Here is a 14,253-nt window from a genome sequence, read left to right as displayed (position 1 = left end):
GGCACAGGCTGTCCACCTACCGGATCACGGCAGGGTCCACTTCTGGTTGGCGGCGGCGAGGCAGGTCCACAGGTGGACGGCCTGGCCGTCGGTGGCGCTGTTGTTGGACACGTCCAGGCACTTGCCGGACTGCGGGTTGCGCAGGGTGCCGTCGGTCTGGGCGGACCAGTTCTGGGCACCGCTGCCGTTGCACGTCCACAGTTGGATCTTCGTGCCGTCGGCCGAGCCTCCGCCGGAGACGTCCAGGCATTTACCCAGTGCCTTGACCGTGCTGTTCGGGGTGACCGACCAGGTTTGCGCGGTACTGCCGTTGCAGGTCCAGATCTGGATCTGCGTACCGTCGGCGGTGGCCGCGTTGCGGACGTCCAGGCACTTGCCGCCGAGCCCCACGATCGGCCCGGTACCCGGGGTGCCGGGGGTGCCGCCGCCCCGGACCAGGGTGAAGTCGTCCACGTCGAACAGGCCGGTCCCGGAACCGGTGAAGGTCAGGTACACGGTCTGCGTACCGGTGGGCACCCCGGCCAGGGTGGTGCTGACGTCGGCGTACGTGGTCCAGCTTCCGGTGTTGGGCACCGCCACCTGGCCGAGCAGCGGGCCGGTGGCCGAGCCGGTCCGGACGCCGATGGTGCCGCCGGCCCCACCGGAGACCACCCGGGCCCGCAGCGAGGTGACCCCGGTCAGGTCGAGACCCGGGTACGCGGCCCAGTCGCCCGGGTCGACGTAGCCGAGGGTCTGCCCGCCGTTGGCCCCGGCCTTGGTGAACGCGCTGACCCCGTTGGCCGAGCTGAACGCCTCGGCCTGCACGGTGGTGGTGCCGCCCGGGGTACCGCCCAGCTCCCTGATCCGGACGTTGCGGAACGACACGTCGTCGCCCGTACCGTGGTTCTGGAGCCCGACGTGGCCGGCGAGCGAGCGGGCCGGGTCGGTGTTGGTGAAGTCGTTGATCTTCCGTCCGTTGAGGAACACCTGGAGGCGTTCCCCCTCGACCAGCAGCTCGTAGCTGTTCCACTCGCCCGGCGGGTTCAGGGCGGCGTCCCGGGCGGCCAGCTCGGCGGACTGGAAGGTGTAGACCGCACCGGTGGTGCGGTCGGCCGCGTCGGTGGCGTCGATCTGGATCTCGTAGCCGTTGTCCACCGCCGACCACGGGTCGGTCGACGGCGGGAAGCCGATGAAGACGCCCGAGTTGTCGTCGCCTGACATCCGCCAGTCCAGCTTCAGTGAGTAGTTGGTGAACTGCTTGGCGCTGTACCAGTACAGGCCCATGCCGCCGACGGAGGTGAGGGTGGCGTCGGTGTTGCCGAAGCTGCCCGGACCGGCCTGCGACCAGCCGGTCGTCGACCCGTTGTAGAGGGTGACGTAGCCGGTCTCCGGGCGGCAGTCGGCCTTCGCCCGACCGGCCGCGTACCGGATGCCGCCGAGCAGGTGGCTGCGGAACGCCGCCTCCGCGTACGACCCCTGGGTGTGCCCCAGGCCGGTGTAGAACGACCTGCCGGAGTTGACCGTCTTGCACCAGGAGATCGGATGGTCACCGCCCATCGAGCCGCCCGAGTACGACGACTCGTCCAGGGTGGCCAGGACCCGGGCACCCGAGCGCGGGTTGGTCTGGTAGTTGTACCACTCGTCGGTGCGGGTCCAGGTCTGCGGCAGGTGCCCGGTGGCCGGGTGCGCCCGGTTCTCGACGCGGACGGTCGCCTGCTGGATGGCCGGGTGCGAGGCGAAGTAGCCGCCCACCAGGCTGCCGTAGTACGACCAGCCGTACTCGGTGTCGGCGGCGGCGTGGACGCCGACGTACCCGCCGCCGCCGTTGACGTACGACTCGAAGGCGGACTGCTGTGCGGCGTCCAGGACGTCACCTGTGGTGTTGAGGAAGACCACCGCCTCGTACGGGGCCAGGTTCGCGGTGGTGAACCGGGACGCGTCCTCGGTCGCCGTGACGGTGAAACCGTTCGCCGTACCGAGTTCCCGGATGGTCTGGATGCCGACGGCGATCGAGTCGTGCCGGAACCCGGCGGTCTTGGAGAACACCAGCACGTCGTACGGGGCGTCGGCCGCACCGGCCGACGTCGGGACGGCGAGGATCGCGGCGGCGGCGGTCACCGCGCCGAGGATGGATCGAAGGAGTCTGCGCATGTCACTCTCCCGAACGGGTGGAGGAGGGTGCCGGGTGCCCCGCTTGCCAGGTCACGGCAGGGTCCACTTCTGGTTGGCGGCGGCCAGGCAGGTCCACAGGTGGACGGCCTGGCCGTCGGTGGCGCTGTTGTTGGACACGTCGAGGCACTTGCCGGACTGCGGGTTGCGCAGGGTGCCGTCGGTCTGGGCGGACCAGTTCTGCGCCGCGGTGCCGTTGCACGTCCAGAGTTGGATCTTCGTGCCGTCGGCGGTGCCTCCGCCGGAGATGTCCAGGCACTTGCCGAGTGCCTTGACGGTGCTGTTCGGGGTCACCGACCAGGTCTGCGCGGCGGTGCCGTTGCAGGTGTAGATCTGGATCTGGGTGCCGTCGGCGGTGGCGGCGTTGCGGACGTCCAGGCACTTGCCGCCGAGCCCGACGATCGGCCCGGTGCCTGCGGTGGTGCCGCCGGTGACGAACGTGAACGCATCGAGGTCGAACAGCGCTCCGGTGCCCCCGGCGAAGGTGAGGTAGAGCGTGCCGGTGCTGGCCGGCGCGCCGGAGAGGGTGCCGGTGACGGTGGTGAAGGTTTCCCAGCCGCCGGTGACCGGGACGGTCGCCTGGCCCAGCACGGTGCCGGTGGGTGAACCCGTGCGCACCTGGAGGGTGCCGCCGACGCCGCTGGAGGAGACCCGGGCGCTGAACGAGGTGGCCTTGTCGAGGCGGTACGGCTCGAACGCGATCCAGTCGCCGTTGTCGATGCTGCCGACGGTCCTGCCGCCCTCGGCGGGGGTCTTGTCGTAGACGGTGATCCCGGATGAGGTCGTGAAGTGCTCGGCCTGGCGCTTGCGCGGCTGGAGGGTGTGCTGGGTGTGGGTGGTGAGGCCACCGGCGTCGGTGTACTCGGCGTCGAAGATCGCGAAGATGTTCGCCGCGTCGTCGTGCTCGCCGTCGACCGGGATGGTGATCGTGCCGGAGCAGCCGCTGGTCGAGGTGATCTGGTGACCGTGCTGGTCGTGGCCGAGCACGTAGGTCATCCTGACCCTGGCGCAGTCGACGGTGCCGTCCTCGGGGTCGGTGACGGTGATGCTGAACGGCACGGTGTCGCCGTAGGAGAACAGCGAGCCGTTCGCCGGGCCGGTGATGGTGACCGTCGGGGCGGTGTTGCCGACGCCGATCCGCACACTGGCCGTGCCGGTCGCGCCCTGCGGGTCCCGGACGGTCAGGGTGACGTTGTAGGTGCCGTTGGCGGTGAACGTCTTGCTGGGGTTCGCCGCCGTGGAGGTGGTGCCGTCACCGAACGCCCACGAGTAGGTCAGCGCCCCACCCTCCGGGTCCGACGACCCAGCCGACGAGAATGCCACCGTCAGCGGGGCCGCCCCGGAGGTCTTGTCGGCGGTGGCGACGGCGGTCGGCGCGCGGTTGCCACCGGCGACGTAGTCGTACCGGTACAGCGCCGAGTTGGCGTCACCGTTGAAGTAGCCGGTGCCGTAGTCGAGGACGTACAGCGCGCCGTCCGGACCGAACGCGGAGTCCATGACCTGCTTGCCGTTCCAGGGGAACGACGCGTCGATGGCGCCCCGGGAGCCGTCGGCGTTGACGTGGATCGGTTTGATCCAGCCCCGGCCCAGCTCGGTGGCGAAGAACTGTCCGTCGAAGGACTGTGGGAACTTCGTGGTGGACGGGTTCGACGCGCTGTAGCGGTAGACCGGGCCGGCCATCGGCGACTCGGAGCCGCCGCCGAACTCCGCCGGGCTGCCGGCGTCACCGGCGTACCGGATCCAGGCCGGTTGGGCCGCCGGCAGGGTGGGCAGGCCGGTGTTGCGGAACGAGTTGTTGGTCGGCCCGCCGGCACAGTTGTACTTGGCGCCCGCGGTGCCGGCGGCGAAGTCCCACTCCGCGTACGTCTCGGCGGCGGTGTTCGTGCCGGTGCAGTACGGCCAGCCGTAGTTGCCCGGTCCGGTCACCCGGTTGAACTCGACCTGCCCGCTGGGGCCGCGCGTGCCGGTGGTGCCGGCGTCCGGGCCGTAGTCCCCGACGTAGACGACGCCGGTGGCCTTGTCCACGCTCATCCGGAACGGGTTGCGGAACCCCATCGCGTAGATCTCCGGACGGGTCCGCGCGGTGCCCGGGGCGAACATGTTCCCGGCCGGGACGGAGTAGCTGCCGTCCGCGTTCACCCTGATCCGCAGGATCTTGCCGCGCAGGTCGTTGCTGTTGGCCGCGCTGCGCTGCGCGTCGTACGCGGGGTTGCGGTTGGTCCGCTCGTCGATCGGTGAATAGCCGGCGGAGTCGAACGGGTTGGAGTCGTCGCCGGTCGACAGGTACAGGTTCCCGGCCGCGTCGAAGTCGATGTCCCCGCCGACGTGGCAGCAGATGCCCCGGTCGGCCGGCACGTCCAGGATGGTGACCTGGCTGGACGTGTTCAGCGTCCAGTTGGCGTTGAGGGTGAACCGGGACAGCCGGTTCACGCCCTGCCAGGCGGAGAAGTCCGTCCCGGTGGCCGGGGCGTCCCCGGCGGGGGTGGACAGCGGCGGGGCGTAGTACAGGTAGACGTGCCGGTTGGTGGTGAAGTTGGGGTCCACCCCGACGCCCTGCAGGCCCTCCTCGTCGTGGGTGTAGACGGGGATGGTGCCCACCACGGTGGTGGTGCCGGCCGCGTCGGTGCGCCGCAGCGTGCCGTTGCGGGCGGTGTGCAGCACCGACCGGTCGGGCAGCACCGCGATGGTCATCGGCTCACCGACCTCGGGCTCTCCCTTGGCCAGGGTGACCTGCTGGAAGTCGGTGGGGTTGATGGTGTGGGCCTGGGCGGGGGCCGGGCTGCCGAGGGCGACCAGCCCGGCGGCGGCGACCAGGAGCAGTGCGGAGCTGACCGACGTCGTTCGCCGGCCGAACGCGCCATGGTGTGAGGACACTGGCTGTCCGTCCCTTCCTGACGTTCGATTGCCAGGGCGGGGCGCGCGCCGTCGCGCCGGATGCCGTAGCGGGGGAGGGGGTCGATGGATCACCGCGCCGCCGGTTCACCTCGCCGAAACACCTTCGTGATGGCGAAGACATTAAGCTGTTTCGATCCCGCTGTCCACACCTTCTGTCGAGCCGGGGCAGACTTTCGCTCGAATCACGAAAAGTCCCGGTGTTGAGGCCCCGCGCGGCGACGGCGGGAACGGTCGCTCGGGTTGGCGGTCGACGCGGTCAGACGCCGGCGAAGGTGAGTAGCCGGTCCATCTCGGTGATGGGCCGGGTCGCTGCCGCCGTCGCGTTCCTGCCGTAGCCGGCCGACCCGGTTGTGCAGCGTTTCGTGGTTGACGCCTAGCTCCGACCTGCGTCACGCATCGTGTACTGGAATCGCGCACCAGCACTGCGGCCTGTGCCGAAACTCCTCGGGGGGCTTGCTCTGCCGAGGCGCAGCGGCTTTCTTCCCGTGGCGAGAGGTCAAGATAGGAGCCGTCCGGCCTCAGGAGATCACTTCACTGTCGGGCCATCTGCCACTGAACAGCCAGACCTGGTTGTTCGGCACAGGATGCGCTGGCGGACAATCAGGTCTGTGACGATGCCCGTGCTGCTCCCCGGCACCCAGACACTTGTCGACTGGCGATCTAGTATCTCTCGGTCTGATCTAGGTGTTGGCCTGCCTTCCGCAACTTTGATCAGCTTGTTGGTCGTGAGCATGAGTTCTGCGCAGCATTACGAACGCAGCCATCGAATTGGCAACTGCGGGCGTCGCGGCGACAAATTTTCCTTAGTGCGAAGACTGGATGGTCCTCGCTGTCGCATGCCACGTGGTCGTACGGGAAAGCTGCCACGACTTGCCGGCAGATTAACCCACCCTTTGGTTAGCGCTGAACGCCGCGGACGCGGCCGTGCTTCTGTGCTTCACCGTGCCGCAAGGCGTGCCCGTTGCTTAATCGACCGGTGATCCGATACGCGGAATGGTGGAGGCCCGACAGCTTTGGTGGTTGCGGCTCCGACGTTCGGGCAGGCGATGGTTCGGCCGGGAGGTGCATCGGTTCCGGCAGATCGATGGTCGGTAGGCTGTTAAGAGCTCTTTCTAAGGTATTGGTGGCATAATTCTGGGATCGCGAAGTCAGGCCTGGTTTTGGTGGTCGCGGCGATACCAAGGTTTTCCGATTCGGCAATCGTTGCGGTGTGTGTAGTCAGCCGCGCCATTCGGGGAGGCGTAGATGATCAATGGGGGAGATTCGATGCACCATGCCGATGTTGTGGTCATTGCGGCGCTGCCGGAAGAACTGGCGGCGGCGCGGGATGCTGCTCTGGAGAGCAGTTCGGAAGGCATGGGAATTGCTCGGTGGGAGCAGCGCAGCCAAAATGATTTGCCATACCTTTGGGGTGAATACCGTGTCCAAGGGTCGGTCCGGTTTGCGGTGGCGCTGGCCCGGCCGACTCACATGGGTGGCCGCACGACCGGTACGTTTGCTGCGACGATTGTTGACCGGTTAGGCCCGGCAGCGGTAGCTATGTGTGGAGTGTGTGCCGGTAGTCCCGAGGAAACTGCGCTCGGCGACGTTGTGATCGGTGAGCCGGTCTACGAATGGGACGAGGGTAAGCACTCTCCGTCTGGGTTCCGCGGTGAACATCGGCAATTTCCTATGAATGTCCGATGGGTGCGTGCCGCGCAAGATTTTGATCCCACCGCTTTGCCCAGCTATGGCGACGCCACCGAGGAGGAGGCGTTGATGTGGTTCCTGGAGCAGATGGATCGGGGTCGGGAGCCGCGGCACCATCCCGCTGTCAAGCGTTACTTTCCTAGCGGGACGTGGGGGGCGCGCCTGGGCCGGCTGGAGGCCGAAGGCTTGATCATGCGTGAGTCGAACGGCATGTCCGTGTTGACCGCCGCCGGGGCCGATCGCGTTCAGCAGTGGCTTTACGACGACGTTGATGGGCCGCAGAGGTTGCCGTTCCGTGTGCTCGTCGCACCCATGGCCAGTGGTAGTTCCGTCATCGCTGACCCCCGCCAGTGGGACGAGCTGAAGGCTATGGGCATCCGAAAAATCGGGGCCATTGAAATGGAGGCCGCCACGATCGCCACCATTGCTCAGGCTAAGGGGCTGCCGTGGGTTGTGGCCAAAGGCGTGATGGATCATGCCGACACCAAAAAAGATGATCGCTATAAGCAGTTCGCTGCCCGCGCCTCGGCCCAGGTGTTGTTCGCCCTTCTGGGGCAGCTGATGTGCGGCAGAGACGCTGGTTCCCGATATGGCGACCGCATTGTTGAGCGGGAGCCTGCACCAGTCACCCTGGGTCGTGTAGCCGAACCGCGAGCGCGCGTCTCCGGGTCGGCCCAGGAAAATGTCGCGTCGCAGTCGGATATTCTCGCGTCCGGAATTAGTTCTCCGGACGCGACCATTCGTGTTCCAAGCGACAGGCAGAGATCTGTGGAGCGCGAAAATGCTATTCGGTCGGCCCGGGAGTATCTGAAAATTGGCGCGTTTTCCCGCAAGAGGCTGATTGAGCAGTTGTCGTCGGATGTTGGTGAGGGTTATTCCTTGGATGCGGCGACTTATGCGGTGGATTCTTTGGGTATCGATTTTAATGAGCAGGCTGTGAGGTCGGCCCGGGAGTATCTGAAGACTGGCGCGTTTTCCCGCAAGAGGCTGATTGAGCAGTTGTCGTCGGATGTTGGTGAGGGTTATTCCTTGGATGCGGCGACTTATGCGGTGGATTCTTTGGGTATCGATTTTAATGAGCAGGCTGTGAGGTCGGCCCGGGAGTATCTGAAGACTGGCGCGTTTTCCCGCAAGAGGCTGATTGAGCAATTGTCGTCGGATGTTGGTGAGGGCTTCACCCACTCGCAGGCTGTGCATGGGGCCAACGAGTTGGGTCTTTGAGAGGCGTCCCATTCTGCAAGCTGCACCGTTTGTGCATCAGTCGGCGTATTAACCCGGCGGCAGTGGTGGGCTCCCGGCGACACGATCGAGCAACCGTGCGAGGTGAACCGGCGTCGACAGGCCGCCAGCCATGCGCTGCTCCTTGCGGCATACGGCCACTGCGCGTCAGGCACGTTCAGGACAGCCGGGACGGCCGCAGGCCGTCGGCTCTGCAGACTCGGGTATCTGTTCCCTTGATGGTCCCGCCCCGGCGCAATGAGACGAGGGCTACCGGCGTCATCCGGTCGTCACGCGCTCGTGTGCGTCGTGTTCAGGTTTCGCCCCCGGGGAGAGGGGCATCTTCCGGCGGCGACCCGTGCGGGCCGCGCGTCGTCCGAGTGGAGGTGCCCGATGACGACCGGTCGTGCCGAGATGTTGCCCGTGGTGGACGGCGTGCCGGGCCGGGCCGGGCGGCTGCGGTCCGGAAGACCGTCCCGTCCGGCGGGCACCCGGTGGTGACCCCCGGAGCCGACGACCCCGGGACGGCGTTCCGGTCGGCCGTCCACGCCGGGCTGCTCGACCTGCCGTTGCCCGGCGGCGGACGCACCCGTGACCGGTTCCTGCGTTTCGTCGAACTCGGCCGCGCCGACCTGGCCCTGGCCCGGCTGGGCGAGGGGCACGCCGACGCCCTGGCGATCCTCGCCGAACTCGGCGTGCCGGTCGACCCCGACCGGCGTCGTGAGCCGTGGGGTGTCTGGGCGGCCGTGCCGGCATCGGTCACGGCGACCCGCGACGGCGACCGGTGGCGGCTGGCCGGTGACCGGCCATGGTGCTCCGGGGCGGGTCTGCTCGCCCACGCCCTGGTCACCGCGACCGCCGACGACGGCATCCGGCTGTTCGCCGTCGAGGTCGACGCCGCCGGGGTCACCGCGTTGCCCGACACCTGGCCGGCCGTCGGCATGGCCGCCAGCGACAGCCGTACCGTCAGCTTCGACGGCGTGACCGCGCTGCCGGTCGGCGGACCCGGCTGCTACACCGGGCGGGCGGGTTTCTGGCACGGCGGGCTGGGGGTGGCGGCGTGCTGGTACGGCGGGGCGGTCGGGGTCGCCGACACGCTGTACGCCGCAGCGCGGCACCACCGGCTCGGCCCGCACGCCCTGGCGCACCTCGGGGTGGTCGACGCGGCCCTGACCGCCGCCCGGGGCGTGCTGTTCGCCGCCGCCGACGAGATCGACGCGAATCCCACCGGGGACGCGGACCGGTTGGCGCACCAGGTGCGGGCCACCGTCGAGGCGGCGGCCACCACGGTCGTCGACCGGGTCGGCCGGGCGTTGGGGGCCGGCCCGTTGTGTCAGGACGCCCACCATGCCCGCCGGGTCGCCGACCTGACCGTGTATCTGCGGCAGAGCCACGCGGAGGCGGACCTGGCGCATCTGGGTGAACTGGTGGCGGCGGTCGGGGACCCCGGATGGTGAGGCCGATCGTCGACGCGGGCACCGACGAGAGCAGTTGGCGTGCCTGGCCGGCACCGGCGGGTTGGCCCGTACTGACGCTGGACGAGCGGGTGCGGGCGGTGCCGCCGCTGGTGGTCGCCCCGCACCCCGACGACGAGGTGCTCGGGGTGGGTGGCCTGGTCGCGATGCTCGCCGGCGGCGTCGAGATCGCGGTCGTCACCGACGGGGAGGCGTCGCATCCGGACTCCACGGTCCACTCGCGGGCGGCGCTGGCCGCGATCCGGCGGGCCGAGACGGTCACGGCCTGCGCGCTGCTCGGGGTCGCCCCCACGGCCATCGACCATCTCGGGCATCCCGACGGCCGTGTCGACGAGGGGGCGCTCGTCGAGGCGTTGACCGGCCGGCTGAGGCCGGGGCGGTGGTGTGTCACGACATGGCGCGGCGACGGACATCCGGACCACGAGGCGGTGGGGCGGGCCGCCGAGGTCGCCTGCCGGCGTACGGGTGCGACGTTGCTGGAGTTCCCGGTGTGGACGTGGCACTGGGCCCGGCCGGACCATCCCGACGTGCCGTGGCACCGCGCGCGTCGGATCGACCTGACCGGGGCGGCCCGATCGGCCAAGCTCGCGGCGGTCGACGCCTTCCGGAGCCAGGTGCTGCCGCTGGGGCCGGCACCCGCCGACGCCGCGATCCTGCCCCCGCACGTGCTCGCCCGCTTCGCACGTCCCTACGAAACGGTGTTCGTGCCATGACCTCAGGCGGCACCCCGGCCGGGTACTTCGACGACATGTACGCCGGGGCGGAGGACCCGTGGAGTTTCGAAACCCGCTGGTACGACCAGCGTAAGCACGAGATGACGGTGGCCTGCCTGCCGCGCCGCCGGTACCGCTCGGCCTTCGAGCCGGGGTGTTCGACCGGGATGCTCACCCGCCGTCTCGCCCCGCGGTGCGACCGGCTGCTGGCGGTCGACATCGCCGCCGCGCCGGTGGCGAGCGCCCGACGGCGGCTGGCGGAGCAGCCGCACGTCCGGGTGGAACGGATGCGTGTCCCCGACGAGTGGCCGGCCGTGGCGGACGACGGTTTCGACCTGATCGTGCTCTCCGAGCTGGGCTACTACTTCGACGACGCCGGACTGGAACTGCTGGTGACCTGTACGGTCGACTCGCTCGAACCCGGCGGCACGCTGGTGGCCGTGCACTGGCGGCCGGCGGTGGCCGAGCACGCCCGCAGCGGCGACGACGTGCACCGGCTGCTCGCCGGTGTGGACGCCCTGGCGCGGACGGCCCGGCACGAGGAGGCCGACTTCCTGCTCGACGTGTTCCTGCGGGTGCCGCCGCCGGCCAGGTCCGTCGCCCAGGCCGACGGTCTGTGGTGAACCGGATGGCGGTCGTGGTGCCCGCCCACGACGAGCAGGCGTTGCTGCCCGGCTGTCTGACCTCCGTCCTCGACGCGCTGCGGCACCTGCCGGTGCCCTCGGAGGTGATCGTGGTGGCCGACGACTGCCGGGACGCCACGGCCGCCGTCGCCGCCCGGGCCGGCGTCGTCGTGCTGACGGTACGGGCCCGCAACGTCGGCCGGGCCCGGGCCGCCGGCATGACGTACGCGCTGCGCGACGGCCCGCAGGGGTTGTGGCTCGCCACCACCGACGCGGACAGCCGGGTGCCCCGGCGGTGGGGCGGCTGGCAGTTGCGGCACGCCCGCGCCGGCACCGACCTGCTGGTCGGGACGGTACGGGTCACCGACTGGGCGTCCCGCGCCACCCCGGTCCGTGACCGGTACGAGACCCGGTACCGGCAGGGGCTGACCGACACCGGCCACCGGCATGTGCACGGTGCGAACCTGGGCTGCGCGGCCACCGCGTACGAGCGGCTGGGCGGCTTCGCCGACCTGCGCCACGGTGAGGACCACGATCTCGTCGAACGTGGTCGTCGACAGGCCATGCGGGTCGTCGCCGACGCCGGCTGTGCGGTACGGACCAGTGCCCGCCACGACGGCCGGGCCCCGCACGGCTTCGCCGGCTACCTCGACGCCCTCGACGACCGGCCCACGGCCCCCTCGACGGTGCAGCCGGAGCGGACGCCGTGCGGCGGGTGCACCGTGGCGTGACGAACCGCCCTGCACCTACGGCGCGCGAAGCGCGCGTACCGGAAAGGGCGGCGTCGCTCCCGGCCAGGGCCCGGTCGGACCCTGGCCGGGAGCGTCCGGTCAGCCGATGCGGCCGGCGCGGTGCCGGCGGCGGGTCAGCACGACCAGGACGGTGCCGAGCAGGGCGAGCAGCACCCCGACGGTCAGCGGCGCGAGCATGGCGTCACCGGTCACCGGCAGGATCCCCCCGACGTAGCGGAAGGTGGATCCGTTGGAGGTCCCACCGGCGGTGTTCACCACGACCGTGGTGTCCCCGGCCGCGCAGGGCGGTGTGCGGAAGGTCAGCGAGCGACCGTCCGACGACACGGTGACCTGGTCGGCCGGGATGGTCGTGCCGCAGATGGTGACCGTGGTGCCGCCCGGTACGAACCCGGAGCCACCGACTGTCACGGTCGTGCCGCCACCTGTCGGTCCCTGTCCGGGGCTGACGGTGTCGATGCGCGGCGGGACGGGCTGGTAGGTGAACCCGTCGGGTGCGGTGACGTCGTCACCGGGCAGCAGGACGGTGACGTCCACCGCCCCGGGTGAGCCGGGCGGGGTGACCACGGTCAGCGAGGTGCCGTCCGGGTTCACGACCAGGTTGGTGCCGGGTGTGCCGCCGAAGTTCACGCCTGTCGCGCCGGTGAGACCGGTGCCGGTGATGGTCACCGTGGTGCCACCGGTGGTCGGTCCGGTGTCCGGCACGATGGAGGTGATCGTCGGTGCGACGTACGTGAATACCGGCGCGGCGGCGGTGCCCGCGGGGAACACCAGTCGCACGTCTGCCGGCCCGGCCGCGTTCGGCGGGGTCACCACGGTGATCGTGGTGCCGGCCGGGTTGACGGTGAACCCGGTGCCGGGCACCCCGTCGAAGGTCACGCCGGTCGCGCCGGTGAACCCGGTCCCGGTGATGGTGACCGTGGTGCCGCCCGAGGTCGGTCCGCTCGTCGGGGTCAGCCCGGTCACGGTCGCGGCGCTGCCGTCGGCGAGATAGGTGTAGCCCAGCGGTGCCGCCGTACCGCCGCCGGTGGTCACCACCACCACGGCGGGTCCGACCGCGCCGGGCGGGGTGACCGCCGTCAGGGAGGTGCCGCCCGGGGCGACCGTGATGTTGGTGGCCGGCACCCCGTCGAAGGTGACTGTCGTGTCACCGGGGACGAAGCCGGTGCCGGTGATCGTCACCGTCTGGCCGCCCGACTGGGGACCCGCGTTGGGGGTGATCGACGCGACGGTCGGTGGCGCCGCCACGTACGTGAATCCGTCCGGGGCGGTCGCGTCCGCGCCCGGGAGGAGCACGGTGACGTCCACCGGGCCGACCTGACCGGGCGGGGTGACCACGGTCAGCGAGGTGCCGCCCGGGTTGACGGTGACGTTGGTGCCCGGGGTGTCGCCGAAGGTCACTCCGGTCGTCCCGGTGAAGCCGGTGCCGGTGATCGTCACTGTCGTGCCGCCGGCGGTCGGTCCGGTGTCCGGCACGATCGAGGTGATCGTCGGCGGGAGGTAGGTGAATGTCGGCGCGGTCACCCGGCCGTCCGGGAAGACCAGCTCGACCAGGGCCGGGCCCGCCGGGTTCGGCGGTGTCACCACGGTGATCGTGGTGCCGGCCGGGTTGACGGTGAACCCGGTGCCGGGCAGGCCGTTGAAGTCCACACCGGCGGCCCCGGTGAAGCCGGTGCCGGTGATCGTCACGGTGGTGCCGCCGACGGTCGGCCCGGAGGTCGGCGTGAGGCCGGTGATGATGGCCCCGCTGCCGTCGGCCAGGTACGTGTAGCCCAGCGGTGCGGCCGTGCCGTTCACCGTGCCGACCACGACCTCGGCGGGTCCGACCGCGCCGGGCGGGGTGACCGCCGTCAGGGAGGTGCCGCCCGGCGCGACGGTGACGTCGGTCGCGGGCACCCCGTCGAAGGTGACCGTGGTGCCGCCCGGGATGAAGCCGGTGCCGGTGATCGTCACGGTCTGGCCGCCCGACTGCGGGCCCTCGTCGGGGGTGATCGTCGCGGTGGTCGGTGCCGCCGGCGGACGCTCACAGAGCGCCTCGGCCACGATGACGGTGCCGACGGGAATGGTGGTCGGGACACCGAGGATGCTGCCCGACAGGGTCAGCACGGCCCGCACCGTGATCGCGATGGCGCCGGTGGCGGTGGTCGTCTCGACACGGGTCAACGAGGCGTTCAGGCTCGCGTCCAGCAGTCCCGGCACCACCACCGCCGCGCTGCCCACGACGGCGGGGGTGTTCGCGGTCAGCGTCACCGCCGAGCCGAAGAGTTCCAGCCCGACGAGCGTGGTGTCCGCACTGGTCGCGCCGACCTGCGGACAGACCGCGGTGGCGGTGACCTCCGCGGCGTTGAGCACGTCGATGCCGAGCACGGCCAGGTTGAGCCCGTTGACGCTGGAGGACGCCGACGACCCGTCGGCCGCCCGGGTGGCGGTGACCTCCTCGACGGTGCCGCTGGCGGTCACGCCGACCGCCCCCGGCACCGAGATCGCCAGCAGCGTCTCGGTGTCGGTGCCCCCGCCGGCCGGCGCGGTGGCGGTACCGATGGTCGCGTCGGCGCTGATCACGGCTATCCCGGCCACCTCGGCCGACAGGTCGACGACGACACCGCGGGCGCTCGCGTCGCCAGGTGCCGCCAGTGCCGGCGTCCCCAGGGTCAGGGTTGCCAGGCTGGCGACCAGGAGCGCCGTGGCGGCGCTCGTGGTTCTTCGTAGGACGGTCCTCACCAGTTTCCCCCGTTCAGATGGA

The 14,253-nt window shown here is 70.4% G+C and carries 8 protein-coding genes; 5 read left to right on the top strand and 3 right to left on the bottom strand.

The features are described from left to right. Nucleotides 1-24: 24 nt before the first annotated feature. Together ACWCHM_RS15780 and ACWCHM_RS15775 are read right to left on the bottom strand one after the other, a co-directional pair. A complete protein-coding gene (locus ACWCHM_RS15780; protein ID WP_454222935.1) occupies nt 25-2,130 on the bottom strand; it encodes a ThuA domain-containing protein in 2,106 nt (701 codons plus the stop codon). Between the two features lie 51 nt (nt 2,131-2,181). Further along, nucleotides 2,182-5,022, bottom strand: a complete 2,841-nt coding sequence (locus tag ACWCHM_RS15775; RefSeq protein ID WP_454222934.1) for a PQQ-dependent sugar dehydrogenase — start codon at nt 5,020-5,022, stop codon at nt 2,182-2,184. A gap of 1,266 nt (nt 5,023-6,288) precedes the next feature. On the opposite strand from ACWCHM_RS15775, the gene ACWCHM_RS15770 reads away from it, so the two are divergent. The 5 genes from ACWCHM_RS15770 to ACWCHM_RS15750 all read left to right on the top strand — a co-directional run bounded on the left by ACWCHM_RS15770 (nt 6,289) and on the right by ACWCHM_RS15750 (nt 11,492). Continuing rightward, nucleotides 6,289-7,953: an Ltp family lipoprotein gene (locus tag ACWCHM_RS15770; RefSeq protein ID WP_454222933.1), complete on the top strand. Its 1,665-nt coding sequence runs from the start codon at nt 6,289-6,291 to the stop codon at nt 7,951-7,953. A gap of 494 nt (nt 7,954-8,447) precedes the next feature. Continuing rightward, entirely contained in the window at nt 8,448-9,407 is a 960-nt protein-coding gene (locus ACWCHM_RS15765; protein ID WP_454222932.1) for an acyl-CoA dehydrogenase family protein, read from the top strand. After that, entirely contained in the window at nt 9,401-10,138 is a 738-nt protein-coding gene (locus ACWCHM_RS15760; protein ID WP_204960832.1) for a PIG-L deacetylase family protein, read from the top strand. Before ACWCHM_RS15765 ends, ACWCHM_RS15760 begins: the two co-directional genes overlap by 7 nt. Continuing rightward, nucleotides 10,135-10,761 carry a class I SAM-dependent DNA methyltransferase gene (locus ACWCHM_RS15755; protein ID WP_454222930.1) on the top strand — a complete coding sequence of 209 codons (627 nt, stop codon included), beginning with the start codon at nt 10,135-10,137 and terminating at the stop codon, nt 10,759-10,761. The genes ACWCHM_RS15760 and ACWCHM_RS15755 overlap by 4 nt, the downstream gene beginning before the upstream one ends. A 5-nt stretch (nt 10,762-10,766) precedes the next feature. Next, on the top strand, nt 10,767-11,492 hold the full coding sequence (locus ACWCHM_RS15750; RefSeq protein ID WP_454222928.1) for a glycosyltransferase: 726 nt from the start codon (nt 10,767-10,769) through the stop codon (nt 11,490-11,492). 99 nt (nt 11,493-11,591) lie between these two features. Here the strand turns inward: ACWCHM_RS15750 and ACWCHM_RS15745 are convergent, their stop codons facing one another. Continuing rightward, nucleotides 11,592-14,231 (bottom strand): beta strand repeat-containing protein, encoded by a 2,640-nt coding sequence (locus tag ACWCHM_RS15745; protein ID WP_454222927.1) that lies wholly within the window; start codon nt 14,229-14,231, stop codon nt 11,592-11,594. Nucleotides 14,232-14,253: the final 22 nt, after the last annotated feature.

Source organism: Micromonospora sp. SCSIO 07396, from assembly GCF_053667945.1.
Note: the sequence above shows the minus strand (reverse complement) of the source record. Positions and strands in the feature narration are given on the sequence as shown.

Excerpts from the sequence above, each read along its gene's own strand:
- ACWCHM_RS15780 (WP_454222935.1), bottom strand. The coding sequence starts at position 2,130 with ATGCGCAGACTCCTTCGATCCATCCTCGGCGCGGTGACCGCCGCCGCC.
- ACWCHM_RS15770 (WP_454222933.1), top strand. The coding sequence starts at position 6,289 with ATGATCAATGGGGGAGATTCGATGCACCATGCCGATGTTGTGGTCATT.
- ACWCHM_RS15760 (WP_204960832.1), top strand. The coding sequence starts at position 9,401 with ATGGTGAGGCCGATCGTCGACGCGGGCACCGACGAGAGCAGTTGGCGT.
- ACWCHM_RS15755 (WP_454222930.1), top strand. The coding sequence starts at position 10,135 with ATGACCTCAGGCGGCACCCCGGCCGGGTACTTCGACGACATGTACGCC.
- ACWCHM_RS15750 (WP_454222928.1), top strand. The coding sequence starts at position 10,767 with ATGGCGGTCGTGGTGCCCGCCCACGACGAGCAGGCGTTGCTGCCCGGC.